This is a genomic window from Paractinoplanes ovalisporus, from assembly GCF_016834655.1.
Classification (GTDB): Bacteria; Actinomycetota; Actinomycetes; order Mycobacteriales; family Micromonosporaceae; genus Actinoplanes; species Actinoplanes ovalisporus.
This window is the reverse complement of sequence record NZ_JAENHP010000004.1, coordinates 593385-609708: the sequence shown is the minus strand read 5'-3', so window position 1 is coordinate 609708 and position 16324 is coordinate 593385. Positions and strand designations below refer to the sequence as shown.

Genomic DNA, 16324 nt, shown 5'->3' with positions numbered 1-16324 from the left:
CTAGTCGACCACGCGCTGCAGCGAATAGCGGAACACGACCGGGCCGTCGTCGCTCACCACGACAGTCATCCGCATCGTGCCGCCCAGGCCCACCTCGAAGCTCTCCGGTGGCCGTCCCTCGGAACAATGCACGCCCAGACCCGAGTCGTTGCCGATGCGGCTCAGGCTGACCCGCACCATGCTGCCGGACTCGCCCCGGCAGACCGTCGACACCAGGTAGGAGCCGGTGTCGACGAACGCCTCGAACGAGTGCACCCCGCCGGACTCCAGCTCCGACGTCTCGGCCGCGGCCTGACCGTCGACGTCGGGGATCTGCTGCTCGACCGCGGAGCGCCACTGGGCGGTCGGGTCGGCCGGGGCCTCCGGCGGCGCCGAGAGGACCCACCAGGTGGCTCCGCCGACGACCAGCGCCGCCGCCGTCGTGTAGAGGACCGCGCCCCGTGTCCGCTCACCCGTCACGCTCCGACTGTAGAAGCAGCGTGCCGTAGAGCGTGAGTCCCGGGCCGAAGGCCAGCATCACCACCCGTCGCGGGGGCACCGGACGGCGACGGAGAGCGTCGAGGACCAGCAGCACGGTCGGCGACGAGCAGTTCCCGTACGTGGAAAGCACATCGCGGGACGCAGCGAGCGCGTCGTCGCCGAGTCCGAGCTGCTGCTGCACCACATCGAGGATCTTGGGGCCGCCGGGATGGATCGCCCAGCCGTCGACGTCGCCGATGCTCAGCCCGTGCCGGCCCAGCAGGTCGTCGACGAGCTTGCGGACGTGCAGCTCGAGCACGGCCGGCACCTGCGGGGACAGCCCCATCCGGAAGCCGGCGTCGGTGACCTCCCAGGTCATGTGGCCGGCGGTGGTCGTATCGGTGACCGCCGCGACGTCGCGCACCACAAGCCCGGACCCGCCCGGGGTGAGCACCACCGCGGCCGCCGCGTCGGAGAACAGCGCGTGCGACACGATCTGCTGGAAGTCCGTACGCACCGCGGCCGGTTGCAGGTGCAGGCTGGTCAGTTCGGCGCAGAGCAGCAGGCCGGGTTGCTCGCGGGCGGTCACGAAATCGGCCACCGCGCCCAGCCCGGGCAGCGCCGCGTAACACCCCATGTGCCCGACGAAGAGCCGCTGGACCGACGCCGACATGCCCAGGTCACGGGCGAGCAGAATGTCGAGTCCGGGCGTCGCGTAGCCGGTGCACGAGCAGACCGCGAACAGGCCCAGGTCACCCGCGCCGAGGCCGGCTGAGGCCAGCGCGCGGCTCACCGCCTCCTTGCCGAGCGGCACGGCCTCGGCCTGGTAGCGGCGCATCCGCTGCTCGGTGGTCCAGTCCGACACGTCTTCGAGCAGCGGGCTGACCGCCGCCTGCCGGGTACGGACCCCGGAGTTCTCGAAGATCCGCTTGGCCAGCGTCCGGCGGGTGCCGGTGTAGTGGTGGGCGAAGTAGTTGTCCCAGAGCTCACTCTGCACGGCCGAGGGCGGCAGTGCCGTCCCCACTCCCGCGATGGTCGCGTTGCGATTCACTTGTGCCTCCTAGGCCGCACCCCGCCGCCGATTTGAATCCGTGCAATCACCAGCGAGGGGCCGACCCCTCCGAGTCCGCGTCGCCGCCCAGCGCGTCCACCCCGAGCCAGTCCGCGCAGACGTCGCTGGTCGCCGGCTGCAGCGAACCGGCCCGGGCGTCCCGGTAGAGCCGCTCCAGCGGGTGGCCGCGGCGCATCGCCGACGTGCCCGCGGCCTCGAGCATCGACGCCGCCACCTCGGCCGCGGTCGTGCCGGCGAGCAGCTTGGCCCGCCACACCCAGCGGGTCGTCTCGGCCTCGCCGGGCTGCTCGTCGACCCGCCGGGCCGCCTCCATCACCGCCAGGTGGGCGGCCGCGACCGCGGCGTCGGCCCGCCCGATCCGCGACCGGATGGCCGGCAGGTGGCCCAGCTTGCGCTCGTTGACGTGGGCGACCGCCGCGTCCACGGCCGCACGGGCCACCCCGACGTAGACGGCGGCATAGCTCGCGACCATCCAGTGCGGGGCCAGCTGGGCGACGACCAGCGCCAGGCCCTCGACGCCGCCCAGCAGCGCCCCGGACGGCACGGTCACGTCGACGTGCAGGTCGTGCGAGCCGGTGGCGCGCATGCCGAGCGCGTCCCAGGTCGGGTCGACCCGCAACCCCTCGCCGGCCGGCACCAGGAACTGGGAGACCTGGGACTGGTCGGCGACGCTGCGGGCGGCGACCAGATAGGCGTCGGCGTGACCGGCCCCGGAGCAGAACGTCTTGGCGCCCTGGATGCGGTAACCCTCGGGCACCGCCTCGTAGACCGTGCTGAGCTGGGACAACCGGGAGCCGGCGCCACGCTCGCTCATCGCCACCGCGTACCACTTGCCCTCGGCGGCCGCCCGCAGGTGGTTGTCGCGGGCCTCGATCGCCTCGGGCGGCAGCCCCAGGGCGTCGGCCAGTTCGTCGGTCACGCCGGCCAGGGCACCGGTGACCGAGGCGTGCATGTTGAAGATCAGCGCGGTCGCGCCGTTGCCGCGGGCCAGTTCGTAGGCGGTCGCCGCGTACTGCGCGAAGCCGGCCCCGGCGCCGCCCAGCCGGGCCGGGACCATCAGGCCGAACAGGCCGGAGGCGCGCAGGTCGGCGAAGTCGTCGGCGGGGAAGGCGCCGTCCCGGTCGTAGGCGGCGGCGCGGGCCGCGAACCGGGGCGCGAGCCGCCGGGCCTCTTCGATCATGCGATCTCCTCTGCCTTGCGGCCACGGCCCTGATAGAGCACGGCGGTCGAGCGGGTGGGGACGATGCGGCCCAGGGGGCCGGTCGCCGGGAAGCGGCCCAGCCAGCGCACGAGGCCGGGAACGCTGGGACGGGCGCCGCGCACCTGGAGGCGTACGCCGTGGGAAGCGCACTCCGCGGTGAGCCGGCGCGGGTCGACGAAGAGCGCGGGGTCGTGCAGCCCGACCGGCGCCAGACCGAGCAGTTCACCCAGCGTGACCGTCACGAAACGGCTGAGCGCGTTGTCGTTGACCGTGTCGAGCACGAGCAGCCCGCCCGGCGCGAGCACCCGGCAGAGCTCGGCCACCGTGCCCGGCAGGTCGGTGACGTGTTCGAGGATCTCGCCCGCGACCACCACCTCGGCCGAGCCCGTGGCCAGCGGCAGGGCCGTCACGTCGCCCCGGACGGCGCGCACACCCCGCGCGGCCGCCTGCCGCAGGCCCGGACCGCGCAGATCGACCCCGACGTGGGTGTAGCCCTTGCCGGCCAGGTGCGGCGCCATCAGCCCGCCGCCGCAGCCCGCGTCGACCAGCACCGCCCCGGGTGTGCGGGCGGGCGGGATCAGCCGCGACCGGGCCTCGGCCAGCCAGTGCAGCAGCTCGAACCCCCCGCCCGGGCGCCACCACTCGTCGGCGAGACGGTCGTACTGACGCGGATCGTTACGAGCCATCGACGGCATGTGATCGAGCCTGGCATGCATCCGGCACACCCGCCACACTGCTCGCATGTCCCGAGCGCTGACAGTGATCAAGTCGTCCCATCCGGAGCCGGGCGGGGCCGTCACCGTGGCGATGACCTTGCTGGCGATCGGGGTCGGCCACCGCGGCTGGGCGATCCTGGGCGTTTTCCTCGCCGTGGGCGCGACCCAGCTGTCCGTGGGATGGGTCAACGACTGGCTCGATGCCGACCGGGACCGGGCGACCGGGAGGACGGACAAGCCGATCGCCTCGGGGGCGGTCTCCCGCCGTACGGTGGGTACCGCGGGTTTGACCGCCTCGCTCGCCATTCCGCTGCTGGGGCTGCCGTTCGGCCTGCTCCCGACGGTCCTGATCACGCTGGTGGGCGTGTCCGCGCTGCTCTACGACTGGCCGTTGAAGTCGACCGTGTTCTCGGTGGCGCCCTATCTGGTGGCGTTCGGGCTGCTGCCGGCGTTCGTCGTGGTCGCGCTGCCCGGGCATCCGGCGCCCCCGGTCTGGCTGGTCGCGGCGGGGGCGCTGCTCGGTGGGGGCGCGCACTTCGCCAACGTGCTGCCCGACCTCGCGGACGACGCGGCCACCGGCGTACGGGGTCTGCCGCACCGGCTCGGCGCGACGGGTTCCTCCATTTCGGCCGCGCTGCTCCTTCTGGGTGCGACACTCACGCTGGTCCTCGGGCCGCCCGGGCCTCCGTCGTGGGCGGGCTGGGCGGCCGCCACGGCCTCCGTCGTGGTCCTTCCGCTCGGTTGGTACGCGACCCGGCGCGCGAAGGGACGCGGTGTCGCCATGTTCCGCGCGGTGATCCTGGTCGCGCTGATCGACGTCCTCCTGCTGATCTTCAGCGGTCGGGTGGTGTGAATGGACGGGTCGGCGCACGCGCCCGATCACCGACCTCTAGGCTGAGCCTGACGACTTGAGATGTCGTGGGTGTTCGGTTTGATCAGCTTGGAGGATCGTGATGCGCTCGCTGGGAACCCGCCGCGTCGCACTGGCCGCGGGTGTCGCCACGGTCGCCGTGATCGCGCTGGCCGGCTGCTCGGCCGGTCAGGTTGCCGAGACCGCCATGCTCAAGACCCCGATCTCGGGCCTGAACACGGAGAGCCCCGACGGGCGCCTGCTGATCCGCAACCTCCAGGTGGTCTACAACGACCCCGAGGGCTACCCGGCGAACAGCGACGCGCCCCTCGAGATCAGCCTGTTCAACCAGACCACCGACGAGATGACCGTCCTGATCAGCAGCAAGCCGCTGCAGGACGAGGTGGCCGGCGTCGTCTCGGCCCAGCAGATCGGCCTGACCGGCTCGGCCGCCCCGGCCGCGTCCGCCTCGGCCGCGGCGCCGTCGACGCTTCCCTCGGCGGGCGCCTCGAGCGCACCGGCCACGCCGGCCGAGCCCGCGCTGGAACCCGCCCGCATCACCATCCCGCCGCTGGGCAGCGCGGTCTATCTGCCCGAGGACGACCAGAAGCTGATGGCCGCCGGCCTGAGCGACGAACTGGTGCCGGGCCACTCGCTGAGCCTCGTGCTCGAGGTGAGCGGGCAGTCGCAGCCGATCGAGCTGACCGCGCCGTTCGCCGTCCCGCTCTCGCCCGCCTCGCGTGCGCCGGGCGAGGCCGGCGAGAACCACGAGTAATTTGTCGTACCGTCCCGCTAGCTTTGCGGGGTGACATCGTCCCGCACGGCCGCCAAGGCCGCCCGCCCCGCCTTCGTCTGCGACGCCTGCGGCTTTCAGCCGCCCAAGTGGCTGGGCCGCTGCACCGAGTGCGGTGAGTGGGGTTCGGTCGTCGAGTCCACCGTGAGCACCCCGCTCGGCTCCGGGCGGGTGGTCAGCTCACGCATGCCGGCCGAGCCGGCCCGCCCGATCGCGCAGATCAGCGCCGCCCCGGCCAAGGCCGTGCCGACCAACGTCGGCGAGCTCGACCGGGTGCTCGGCGGTGGCCTGGTGCCCGGCGCGGTCGTGCTGCTGGCCGGCGAACCCGGTGTGGGCAAGTCCACTCTTCTGCTCGACGTGGCCCAACAGTGGGCGGCCGGCGCCGGCACACCGTCCCTGGTGGTCAGCGGCGAGGAGTCGGTGAGCCAGGTGCGGCTGCGGGCCGAGCGGCTCGGCGCCCTGCACGACAAGCTCTTCCTGGCCTCCGAGAGCGACCTCGGCGCGGTGCTCGGCCACCTCGACGCGGTCAAGCCCGGCCTGCTCATCGTCGACTCGGTGCAGACGATCTCCGCCCCGGGCACCGAGGGCGTCTCGGGCGGCGTCACCCAGGTCCGGGCGGTCACCGCCGCGCTGGTCGGCGTGGCCAAGGAACGCGGCATCGCCACCGTGCTGGTCGGCCACGTCACCAAGGACGGTCAGGTCGCCGGCCCCCGCGTGCTCGAGCACCTGGTCGACGTCGTGCTGCACTTCGAGGGCGACAAGCATTCGTCGCTGCGGCTGGTGCGCGGTGTGAAAAACCGGTACGGCGCGGCCGACGAGGTGGGCTGCTTCGAGATGAACGAGAGCGGCATCACCAGCCTGGCCGACCCGTCGGGCCTGTTCCTCACGCGTTACAACGAGCCCGTGCCCGGCACGTGCGTGACGGTGGCCATGGAGGGCCGGCGTGCGCTGGTGACCGAGGTGCAGGCGCTGATCGGGGCCGAGGTGCAGGGCTCCCCCCGGCGTACGGTCTCGGGGCTCGACAGTGCCCGGCTGGCCATGGTGCTGGCCGTGCTCGAACGCCGCACCAAGCAGCTCAAGCTCTACAACCGCGAGGTCTTCGCGGCCACGGTCGGCGGCATCCGGCTGATCGAGCCGTCGGCCGACCTCGCCATGGCGCTCGCCGTCGCGTCCGGCGGGCTCGACCTGGCGATGGCGCCCCACCTGGTGGCGATCGGCGAGGTCGGGCTGACCGGCGAGATCCGGCGGGTCGGCGCGGTCGGCCGACGGCTGGCCGAGGCGGCCCGGCTCGGCTTCAAGGCGGCCCTCGTGCCGCCCGGCTGCGCCCCCGAGGCACCCCGCGGCATCGAGGTGATCGAGGTCGGTGACCTGCGCTCCGCTCTGCAGTCGGCGGCCCGGGTGTCGGCCGCCCACGGCGGTGACCGTAAGTGACGTTTCATCACGCTACGGAGCATTCATCGAACCACGGCTCGTTGGGGTGGATGACAGTCCGTAGAATGTCCAGGTGCCGCTCGACCGCGATGGTTCCAAGCCCGCCGCCAGCCCGACGCCACGACCAGGCGTCAACGGCTCGGTGCATCGTCCGGCTCCCACCGCCGCAGCCGGCCCCGGCCTCACGGGCGGCGGCGTGAGCGGCGATCCCCTACGCGCCAATCTGGCCCTCATGGCCCCCGGCACGGCGCTGCGCGACGGCCTCGAACGCATCCTGCGCGGCCGCACCGGCGCGCTGATCGTGCTCGGCCACGACGCCGTCGTCGAGAGCATCTGCACCGGCGGCTTCCCGCTCGACGTCGAGTTCTCGGCGACCCGCCTGCGCGAGCTGTGCAAGATGGACGGGGCGGTCGTGATGTCGAGCGACGGCACCCGCATCGTGCGGGCCGCCGTCCACCTCATGCCCGACCCGTCGATCCACTCGGAAGAGTCCGGCACCCGGCACCGCACGGCCGAGCGGGTCGCGAAGCAGACCGGCTTCCCGGTGATCTCGGTCAGCCAGTCGATGCACATCATCGGGCTCTATGTGAACGGCCAGCGGCACGTCCTCGACGACTCGGCGGCCATCCTGTCGCGAGCCAACCAGGCGCTGGCGACCCTGGAGCGTTACAAGCTGCGCCTCGACGAGGTCTCCGGCACGCTGTCGGCGCTGGAGATCGAAGACCTGGTCACCGTGCGTGACGCGGTGGCCGTCGTGCAGCGGCTCGAAATGGTCCGCCGCATCGCCGACGAGATCTCGGGCTACGTGGTCGAGCTGGGCACCGACGGGCGGCTGCTCGCGCTGCAGCTCGACGAGCTCATGGCGGGTGTCGACGCCGACCGCACCCTGGTCATCCGCGACTACCTTCCGACCGGCCGCAAGGCCCGCACCCTCGACGAGGGCCTGGTCGAGCTCGACCTGCTCACCGCGACCGAGATGATCGACCTGGTGGCCGTGGCCAAGGCGATCGGCTACCCCGGCGCCAGCGACTCGCTCGACGCGGCGGTGTCGCCGCGCGGCTTCCGGCTGCTGGCCAAGGTGCCGCGCCTGCCCACCCAGATCGTCGACCGTCTGGTCGACCACTTCGGCAGCCTCCAGCGCCTGCTCGGGGCCACGGTCGAAGACCTGCAGGCGGTTGACGGTGTGGGTGACGCGCGGGCCCGCGGCGTACGGGAAGGGTTGTCCCGCCTGGCCGAGGCGTCGATCCTCGAGCGTTACGTCTGACGTCGCCCCTGGTCGTGCCGGCCGCCGTGGTGCTCTTCGCCTACGGCACGATCGTCCACGTCGTCCAGCTGGCGATGGGCGGCTATCCCGAAATGCCCGGCTGGCTGGCGGCCTATTTCGTGTCGCTCACCTTCCTCGACGCGCTGGCCGTCGTCCTGCTGCTGTGCCGTCCCGCCGCGGGTCTGGTGCTCGGATGCTTCATCATGGTCACGGACGCGGCGGCCAACTTCTACGCCAACTACGTCGTCGACAACTCCCCCGGCCTGACCGCCGGGCGCGTCGGCCAGGCCGTGATCACCCTGCTGGCCGTCGCTCTGGTCACCCTGACGCCCCGCACGCGGCAAGCCCTGCGGCGATAGATCGGTACTCGGGCGCCGCGGGAGTGGGTCGACCGTTCGGTTGATCGCCCGCACGCCTGATCTGTCCTGGGTCCGATGCGGAGTCGGGCCGGGTGTTCGTAGGCTCATTGATCATGATCAGCAACCGCTCCGCCGTCGTGGTGGCTCCCGTGGCCGGCGTTCTGCTGGGGGCGCTCGACTTCGTCTGGATCAAGTACGTGCCGTCGCCGTTCGGGGATCTGGGGAATTCCATCGCGGTCTGGGCGGTGGCGGCCTTCCTGCTGGCCTACCTGACCCGCTGGAGCTTGCCGGTGGGCGTGCTCGGGGCGGTCGTGTGCCTGGTCGTCGCCGTGCCGTTCTACTACCTGGCGGCCACGCTGATCCAGAACGACGACCTGTCCAACGCGTACAACGTCAACGCCCTTCTGTGGATGGGTCTCGGTGTCGTGGCGGGCCTGGTCTTCGGGGCGGCCGGGGTGATCGCGCGCCGGCCGGGTCGCCTGCGGACCGCGGCCCTGGCCATGCCCGGCGCCGTGATGTTCGCCGAGGCCGTGATCCAGTTGCGCCGCATCGGCGACCCCTCATACGACACGGCCGGTCAGGCGGAGTCGGGTGCGGTGCTGATCGTCCTGGGCGTCCTGCTCACCCTGCTGGTCGGCCGTTCGTGGCGGGAACGCGCCCTGGCCCTGCTGATCGCGCTTCCCCTGACGGCCGTCGGCTGGGTGCTGTTGTCCGTCACGGGATTCCGGTGAGCCGGACGATTCAGGCAAGCCTGACGTCGATGCCGTTGGCGTGGTCGGCTAGGCCGGCCCCGGTCACCGTCGCCCGCAGAGGCAGGATCTCGAGGCAGCGGCGTACGGCCGGGCCCATCTGCGGATTGGGCACGCGCATCGAGACCGTGCAGTGCGGCACCCAGCGGCCCGGCTCGTAGAGATCCCACGTCTCGACACCAGCGGCCGCCAGCCGCTCATGCACCGCGGCGTGGTGGGCCAGCAGCTCGGCGGTGGGGGTGACGCCCAGCCACAGCACCCGCCCGACGAACTGGCCGACGAAGTCCATGCTCAGGGTCAGGCCCCGGCCCACGGTCAGGCCGTCGAGGGCCTCGACGATCCTCGACGGCTCCAGTGAACGGGCGGCGGCCAGCGAGACGTGCGGGCGGTGCTTGTCGTTGAGCAGGGACTTCAGCGTCGGGATGCCCTCGTCCTCCAGGGCCCGCCACAGCGTGCGGACCCGGCGGGTGGCGTCCACGTCCAGGTAGAGCTCGAGCGCGGCGACCACTCAGGCGGTGATCGTCAGCGTGACCGGGTTGCTGACCAGGGTGCCGAGGCGGGCGCGCAGCTCGAACTGGCCGGGCGGCGGGTTCGGGCCCGACGCCGAGCCGCCGGTGCAGTTGCTCGACTGGCGGCCGTTCCAGGTGACCTTGTAGGTGAGTTCCTGACCCGGCGGGAGCTGACGCACGTCGCCGCCCTTGGCGGTGCTGCACGTGTCGGACGACCAGTATTTGCGGGCGCCGGAGTCGATGTAGAGCTCCTGCGGGTCGGCTCCGACGTCACGGGAACACGTCCGCTGGCTGTTGTTCTTGATCTTCAGTTCGATCTGGACCGACTGGCCGCGCTTGAGGTTCGTCGAGGCCGGAACCGGGGTCACGCTGAGCTCGCCGTCGGCGCAGGAGCCGTCGGCCGGAGCGGTCACGTTGTTGTTCTGCCCGCTGCCGGGGTCGGCGCCCCCGGTCGGCGGCAGCGTCTCGGTCGCGTCGCCCTCGCCGTCGCCCGCGGGCTGCGACTGGAGATCACCGGGGGCCGGCAGCGAGGGGCCGTTGTTGCCGGGCCGTCCGTCGAGGAACGACGGCTCGGGTGAGGCCGGCTCGGGCGTCGGCAGCTGCGACGAGTTCGACGTCGGGGTCTGCCCCTGTTTGTTGCCGTTCTTGTCGTCACCGCCGGAGCACGAAACGAACAGCACGATGATGCCGAGCAACAATGCGCCCAGCACAACCGCACGACGCCGCCAGTAGACGGCGGAAGGAAGGGGACCAACCGTCGATCGCATAGTGGGCCCCACGGTAAACCCGCGCGCCCGCGAGTCAGCCGCGACGCGCCGGGGTTATGCGACACCGACTCACAACGAAAGAGTCAGAGGTAGACCTTACGCTGGTAGATCGCGTGGGCCCCGGCGACACGATCGAGAAAAAGCTTTCCGGCGCAGTGGTCGATCTCGTGTTGCAACGCGCGCGCCTCGAACGCATCGGTGGTGATCGTCACCTCCTCGCCGCGGCCGGGCAGGGTCGCCGCGACCACGATCCGGCCGGCTCGCTTCACGTCGCCGGTCAGGTCGGGCACCGACATGCAGCCCTCGCGGCCGGCCTTCCAGCGACTGGCCTCGATGATCTTCGCGTTGCACAGGACGAACGCGCCGTGGGTGGTCGCGGCCTTGGGGTGGCCGGTGACGTCGACCGCGAAAATCTGGGCGCCGATTCCGACCTGAGGTGCGGCCAGGCCCACGCAGCCGGGCGAGACCCGCATGGTGGCGACCAGGTCGGCCGCCAGCTGGACGATCGCCGGGTCGGCCGGGTCGACCTCGTCGCCGACCGTGCTGAGCACCGTCGCCGGGGCGGTGACGACCGGCAGAACCTTGCCCTCCGGCCCGTCCCAGGCGATCGGCGACGTCACAGCATCTCCGACTCGGCGCGCCGCAGGGTCACCTCGACGCCCAGTTCGGCGGCGGCGACCGCGAGCTGCTCGGCGAGTTCGTCGGCGGCCCCGACCGGCAGGTCGACCTCGGCGATCAGCACGTAGAGGGTGCCGGTCAGACGCGTACTCAGATCGGTGATGTTTCCGCCGCCGGCCGCGACCACGCGGGTCACCGCCGAGACGATGCCGAGCCGGTCGGCGCCGTGGACGCTCACCACGTACGGGTCACCGCTGTCCTTTTTGTCAGCTTCGGGGGCGACCGACCGCACCTCACTCACCACGTCGGCGAGAGGCGCCAGCGCGGCCTCGGCCTCCGCGAGAGACGGCCCGTTGCAGATCAGGGTCATCGTGAAGTGGCCGCGGAGGCGGGTCATGGTGGAGTCGGTCAGGTTGGCGCCGACCCCGGCCAGGGCCTCGGCCACGTCGGCGACGATGCCGGTCCGGTCGGGACCGATGACGGTGATGGCGAGCTCATGCACATGCTTACAGTAAGACCTGCCATGACTCTCGCCGATGACGCCATCACGTGGTTCGACAAGAACGCCCGCGATCTGCCCTGGCGGCAGCCCGACACCACCGCCTGGGGTGTGCTGGTGAGCGAGGTGATGCTGCAACAGACCCCGGTCGTACGGGTGGAGCCCGCCTGGCGCTCCTGGATGACGCGCTGGCCCACGCCGGCCGACCTGGCCGCCGACCCGCCGTCGGAGGCGATCCGCATGTGGGGCCGGCTCGGCTACCCGCGACGGGCGATGCGCCTGCACGCGTGCGCGGTGGCGATGGTCGAGCGCCACGACGGCGAGGTGCCGTCCGATCTCGACCAGCTGCTGGCGTTGCCGGGAGTGGGCACCTACACCGGGCGGGCGGTGGCGACCTTCGCGTACGGGCAACGCCACCCCGTCGTCGACACGAACGTGCGCCGCGTGGTGTCGCGGGCCGTCGAGGGCAAGCCCGACGCGGGACCCACCACCACCGCGGCTGACCTGGTCGCGATGGCCGACCTGCTGCCCGAGGAGCCGGCCCGGGCCGCCCGCGCCAGCATCGCCTTCATGGAACTGGGCGCGCTGGTCTGTGTCGCCCGCTCGCCGCGCTGCCACGAGTGCCCGTTCGAGGCCGTCTGCGCGTGGCGGCTCAGCGGTTCGCCCGCGCTCGAGGGGCCGAGCCGCAAGCCGCAGCGGTACGCGGGCACCGACCGCCAGGTGCGCGGCCTGATCCTCGAGGTGCTGCGGCACGCGACCGGCCCGGTCCCGCGGCAGCGCCTGGACGAGGTGTGGAACGACGACGTGCAACGGGCCCGGGCGCTGGCCGGGCTGGTCGAGGACGGCTTGGTCGAGCCGCTGGCCGAGGACGTTTTTGTGCTCGCCGGCGACGGGCCGCGGGTCGCTCCGCAGTCTCTGTGACAACCCTGGCCTTCCGTCGGCGTTGCCTCTATGGTGAACGCTAACATCGACCATCTTCACGCTCCCAGGTGCGACAACGACGCCACCGGTCGCGCACTCACGAGAGCGCGAACAAGGGGAGGACCCTCGTGGCCCGCTTCCGATCCCGCACGGCCGGCGCCTTGGTCGCCCTGGCCGCCCTACCTCTGGCGGTCGCCCCACCGGCCGCCGCCGCACCCACGCCCGACTACACGATCACGGTCGACCCGGCCACGAGCGGCCCGGCGATCGGCGACCAGATGTACGGCGTCTTCTTCGAGGACATCAACTACGGCGCGGACGGCGGCCTCTACGCCGAACTGGTCCGCAACCGCTCCTTCGAGTTCCAGGCGGCCGACAACCGCGCCTACACCGGACTGACCGGCTGGACCGTCACCGGCACCGCGGCCACGGTCGACGACACCGAGCGGCTCAACGAGCGGAACCGCACCTACCTGCGACTGAGCGGCCCGGGCAGCATCACCAACGCCGGCTACAACAGCGGCGTCGCGCTCCGGAAGGGCGACTTCTACGACTTCTCGGTCTGGGCCCGCAGCGACACCGGCTCGGCCCTGACGATCTCGCTCGCGACGGCCGGCGGCGCCGCTCTCGCCAACCCGCTCACGATCAACGTCAAGGGCAACACCTGGTCCCGGTACGCGGGGAAACTGCGCGCCACGAGCACCAGCGACGCCGGGCGGCTGACCGTGTCGGTGACCGGCACCGGCACCCATCGGCTCGACATGGTGTCGTTGTTCCCGCGCGACACGTACAAGGGACGCGCCAACGGCCTGCGCGCGGACCTGGCCGAGAAGGTCGCCGCTCTGCGCCCCGGTTTCGTCCGTTTCCCCGGTGGCTGCCTGGTCAACACCGGCAGCCACTACGCGTACGACGCGGCCTCGGGCTTCCCGCGCGCTCGTTCGTACCAGTGGAAGGACACCGTCGGTCCGGTCGAGACCCGGGCCACCAACGCGAACTTCTGGGGCTACAACCAGAGCTACGGGCTCGGCTACTACGAGTACTTCCAGTTCAGTGAGGACATCGGCGCCGCCCCGCTGCCCGTGGTGCCGGCCCTGGTGACCGGCTGCGGCCAGAACCGGGCCACCGACGACCCGGCCCTGCTGCAACGGCACATCCAGGACACGCTCGACCTGATCGAGTTCGCCAACGGGCCGACCACCTCGACCTGGGGCAAACTGCGGGCGCAGATGGGCCACCCCAAGCCGTTCGGCCTGACCATGGTCGCCGTCGGCAACGAGGAGAACCTGCCCGAGGAATACTTCGCCAACTACCTGAAGTTCCGTGACGCGATCAAGGCGAAGTACCCGGCCGTCACGGTGATCAGCAACTCCGGGCCGGACGACATGGGCGTCACGTTCGACAACCTGTGGGCCAAGAACAAGGCCGCGGGCAGCGACATGGTCGACGAGCACTACTACAACAGCCCGAACTGGTTCCTGCAGAACAACGACCGCTACGACTCGTACGACCGCAGTGGCCCGAAGGTCTTTCTCGGCGAGTACGCGTCGCAGGACGCCAAGTTCTTCAACTCGCTGTCCGAGGCCGCCTACATGACCGGGCTCGAACGCAACGCCGACGTGGTGAAGATGGCCTCGTACGCGCCGCTGTTCGCCAACATCGACAACGTGCAGTGGCGGCCCGACCTGATCTGGCTCGACAACGACGAGTCGTGGGGCTCGACCAGCTATCAGATGCAGAAGCTGTTCATGACCAACGTGGGCGACCGGGTGGTGCCGTCGTCGGTGACCGGCGGCCGGGTCGTGCAGCCCAAGCCGATCACCGGCCGGGTCGGGTTCTCGACGTGGCGTACGGCGGCCCGGTACGACGACCTCAAGGTGACCACGCCCGACGGGACCGTGCTGCTCGAGGACAACTTCGACGACGGCAACGCGGACGGGTGGACGCCGATCGAGAACCGCGGCACCTGGGCGGTGGCCGACGGGGCGTACGCGCAAACCGACGTCGCCGCCGAGAACACGATGGTCGCGGCGGCCACCGACATCACCGCGACCGACTACGACATCACCGTCAAGGCCACCAAGACCGCCGGCGACGAGGGCTTCCTCATCCCGTTCGGGATCAAGGACTCGGGCAACTGGTACTGGTGGAACCTGGGCGGCTGGAACAACACCCAGGGCGCGATCGAGAAGGCCACCGGGACCGCGGCGGCCAAGGAACAGCTGATCACCCGGCCCGACACGGTCACCACCGGGCAGACGTACGACCTGAGGATCGAGGTCCGCGGCACGAAGGTGACCCTGATCCGCGACGGCGAGGTCTGGGGCAGCTTCGACGACAACGCCGTCACCGAGCCGTTCGCCCAGGTCGTGACCCGCGACGTCCGTACGGGCGAGTTGATCGTGAAGGTGGTCAACGCCTCGCCTTCCCCCGCGCTGACCAAGGTGGATCTCGGCGGCCTCCGGGTCGCTCCGACCGGCCGCATGACCGTGCTGACCGGCGACCCCGGTGAGCAGAACACCCGCTCGGCCGAGCCGATCCTGCCCGTGACCAGCACGGTCCGCGGCCTCGGCTCCACCTTCACCCGCACCTTCCCCGCGAGCTCGGTCACGTTCCTGCGTTTGGAGATCCGATGAAGCGCCGCACCCTGTTCGGAGTCGCGGCCGGGGCCGGTGTCGCCGGGCTCGCGACCGCCTCCTCGCCGGCCACCGCCGCCGAGCCGCGGACCGACGCCGAGATCTACGGTGTCCCGACCGTGCAGCCGCTGGTCACGCAGCGGGCCGACCCGTTCATCACGCCCCGCACCAACGGCATGTACTACTTCACCGGCTCGGTCCCCGAGTACGACCGGATCGCGCTGCGCGGCGCCTCCACCCTCGCCGGTCTCTCGGGGGCGGCCGAGACGGTGATCTGGCGGCGGCCGGCCAGCGGCAAGATGGCCGGGCACATCTGGGCGCCGGAGCTGCACCGTATCGACGGCAAGTGGTACATCTACTTCGCCGCCGGCGACTCCGACGACGTGTTCCGCATCCGCACCTACGTGCTCGAGTCCCCGCTGGCCGACCCGCTCGACGTGAGCGGCTGGCAGCTCAAGACCCAGCTGGCAACCGAGTGGGACGGCTTCACTCTGGACGCGACGACGTTCGCGCACCGAGGCCGGCGCTATCTGGTGTGGGCGCAGAGCGAGCCCGAGATCGCGGTCAACACCAGCCTCTACATCGCCCGGATGGGCACGCCGTGGTCGCTGGCGACCAAGCCGACCCGGATCACCACACCCACCCGCGACTGGGAGATCCAGGGGTTCCGGGTCAACGAGGGCCCGGCCGTGCTGATCCGCAACGGGCGGGTGTTCCTGACCTTCTCGGCCAGCGCCACCGACGCCCGTTACTGCATGGGCCTGCTCACCGCGGACGCCGACGCCGACCTGCTGCGGCGCGAGTCGTGGGTGAAGACACCCGACCCGGTCTTCGTGACCTCGGCGGCGACCTCACGCTACGGGCCGGGGCACAACTCGTTCACGGTCGCCGAGGACGGCCGTACGGACGTGCTGGTCTACCACGCCCGCGACTACCGGGACATCACCGGCGACCCGCTCTACGACCCCAACCGGCACGCGCGGGTCCAGCGGCTCTACTGGCATCCGGACGGCACCCCGCTGTTCGGCGTGCCGGTGGGCGAGGGCGGCCCGATCGTCCGCATCTCCCCCGCCGATCACCCCGACGATTTCGTACGGCACTCGACCGGCGGCGCTCTCGTCGTCGAGCGGGCGCCGCGCGACCTGGCCGCGACCCAGTTCCGCTTCGAGGCCCGCACCGACGGCACCGAGGTGCTGCGTTCGGTCGACCACCCCGACCAGTACCTGGGCAGCGGCCTGCGCCTGTCCACGACGCCGCTCGGGCTGCGCCGGGAGACCACCCGCACCGGCCTCAAGCTCCGCGCGGAGAGCGGCGGTTATCTGCGGATCTCCGGTACGACCGTCTCGCTCGGCCCGGCCGGCACCGTCCTCCGGCTGAGCTGACCCCCGACGCCGCGCACGTGGTCCCCCCGCCGCGTGCGCGGCCCTCCCTCGGGCTGCACACGCCTCGCGTACGCGGAAGCGGCCCTCACCAACCGCAACCA

General features: G+C 71.7%; 17 protein-coding genes. 9 read left to right on the top strand and 8 right to left on the bottom strand.

The window, feature by feature from the left end; translation table 11 throughout:
• The 4 genes from JIG36_RS16900 to JIG36_RS16885 are packed head-to-tail and all read right to left on the bottom strand — an operon-like array spanning position 1 to position 3427.
• Positions 1-459: a DUF6023 family protein gene (locus tag JIG36_RS16900; RefSeq protein ID WP_203377206.1), complete on the bottom strand. Its 459-nt coding sequence runs from the start codon at positions 457-459 to the stop codon at positions 1-3.
• Entirely contained in the window at positions 449-1510 is a 1062-nt protein-coding gene (locus tag JIG36_RS16895; RefSeq protein WP_203377205.1) for a type III polyketide synthase, read from the bottom strand. The genes JIG36_RS16900 and JIG36_RS16895 overlap by 11 nt, the downstream gene beginning before the upstream one ends.
• A 46-nt stretch (positions 1511-1556) precedes the next feature.
• The gene (locus JIG36_RS16890) at positions 1557-2711 is read right to left on the bottom strand and encodes an acyl-CoA dehydrogenase family protein (RefSeq protein WP_203377204.1); all 1155 of its coding nucleotides are present in this window, start codon (positions 2709-2711) and stop codon (positions 1557-1559) included.
• The gene (locus JIG36_RS16885) at positions 2708-3427 is read right to left on the bottom strand and encodes a methyltransferase domain-containing protein (protein ID WP_203377203.1); all 720 of its coding nucleotides are present in this window, start codon (positions 3425-3427) and stop codon (positions 2708-2710) included. Before JIG36_RS16885 ends, JIG36_RS16890 begins: the two co-directional genes overlap by 4 nt.
• Before the next feature lie 46 nt (positions 3428-3473).
• Here JIG36_RS16885 and JIG36_RS16880 point away from each other — a divergent pair, with 46 nt between their 5' ends.
• The 6 genes from JIG36_RS16880 to JIG36_RS16855 all read left to right on the top strand — a co-directional run bounded on the left by JIG36_RS16880 (position 3474) and on the right by JIG36_RS16855 (position 8876).
• Entirely contained in the window at positions 3474-4301 is an 828-nt protein-coding gene (locus JIG36_RS16880; RefSeq protein ID WP_203377202.1) for a UbiA family prenyltransferase, read from the top strand.
• Positions 4302-4401: 100 nt separating this feature from the next.
• Positions 4402-5073 carry a hypothetical protein gene (locus JIG36_RS16875; protein WP_203377201.1) on the top strand — a complete coding sequence of 224 codons (672 nt, stop codon included), beginning with the start codon at positions 4402-4404 and terminating at the stop codon, positions 5071-5073.
• 30 nt (positions 5074-5103) lie between these two features.
• On the top strand, positions 5104-6522 hold the full coding sequence (radA, locus tag JIG36_RS16870) for a DNA repair protein RadA (protein WP_203377200.1): 1419 nt from the start codon (positions 5104-5106) through the stop codon (positions 6520-6522).
• A gap of 73 nt (positions 6523-6595) precedes the next feature.
• Positions 6596-7786 carry a DNA integrity scanning diadenylate cyclase DisA gene (gene disA / locus JIG36_RS16865; RefSeq protein ID WP_203377199.1) on the top strand — a complete coding sequence of 397 codons (1191 nt, stop codon included), beginning with the start codon at positions 6596-6598 and terminating at the stop codon, positions 7784-7786.
• Positions 7787-7800: 14 nt separating this feature from the next.
• Positions 7801-8145, top strand: a complete 345-nt coding sequence (locus tag JIG36_RS16860; protein ID WP_307872757.1) for a hypothetical protein — start codon at positions 7801-7803, stop codon at positions 8143-8145.
• Positions 8146-8258: 113 nt separating this feature from the next.
• Positions 8259-8876 (top strand): DUF6518 family protein, encoded by a 618-nt coding sequence (locus JIG36_RS16855; protein WP_203377198.1) that lies wholly within the window; start codon positions 8259-8261, stop codon positions 8874-8876.
• A 10-nt stretch (positions 8877-8886) separates the two neighbouring features.
• Here JIG36_RS16855 and JIG36_RS16850 read toward each other — a convergent pair whose 3' ends face one another.
• From JIG36_RS16850 to JIG36_RS16835, 4 genes are all read right to left on the bottom strand, one after another.
• On the bottom strand, positions 8887-9402 hold the full coding sequence (locus JIG36_RS16850; RefSeq protein WP_203377197.1) for a 2'-5' RNA ligase family protein: 516 nt from the start codon (positions 9400-9402) through the stop codon (positions 8887-8889).
• Entirely contained in the window at positions 9403-10170 is a 768-nt protein-coding gene (locus JIG36_RS16845; RefSeq protein WP_203377196.1) for an adhesin, read from the bottom strand. It lies immediately after the preceding gene.
• Between the two features lie 83 nt (positions 10171-10253).
• Positions 10254-10790: a peptide deformylase gene (gene def, locus JIG36_RS16840; protein WP_203377195.1), complete on the bottom strand. Its 537-nt coding sequence runs from the start codon at positions 10788-10790 to the stop codon at positions 10254-10256.
• Positions 10787-11290: a glycine cleavage system transcriptional repressor gene (locus tag JIG36_RS16835; protein WP_203377194.1), complete on the bottom strand. Its 504-nt coding sequence runs from the start codon at positions 11288-11290 to the stop codon at positions 10787-10789. Before JIG36_RS16835 ends, def begins: the two co-directional genes overlap by 4 nt.
• A gap of 21 nt (positions 11291-11311) precedes the next feature.
• Here JIG36_RS16835 and JIG36_RS16830 point away from each other — a divergent pair, with 21 nt between their 5' ends.
• The 3 genes from JIG36_RS16830 (at position 11312) to JIG36_RS16820 (ending at position 16223) form a co-directional block, all read left to right on the top strand.
• Complete coding sequence (locus tag JIG36_RS16830) at positions 11312-12208, top strand: iron-sulfur binding domain-containing protein (RefSeq protein WP_203377193.1); 897 nt, start codon at positions 11312-11314, stop codon at positions 12206-12208.
• 128 nt (positions 12209-12336) lie between these two features.
• A complete protein-coding gene (locus JIG36_RS16825) occupies positions 12337-14841 on the top strand; it encodes an alpha-L-arabinofuranosidase family protein (RefSeq protein ID WP_203377192.1) in 2505 nt (834 codons plus the stop codon).
• Positions 14838-16223, top strand: coding sequence for a glycoside hydrolase family 43 protein (locus JIG36_RS16820; RefSeq protein ID WP_203377191.1), 1386 nt, complete (start codon positions 14838-14840; stop codon positions 16221-16223). Before JIG36_RS16825 ends, JIG36_RS16820 begins: the two co-directional genes overlap by 4 nt.
• The last annotated feature ends 101 nt before the right edge of the window (positions 16224-16324 follow it).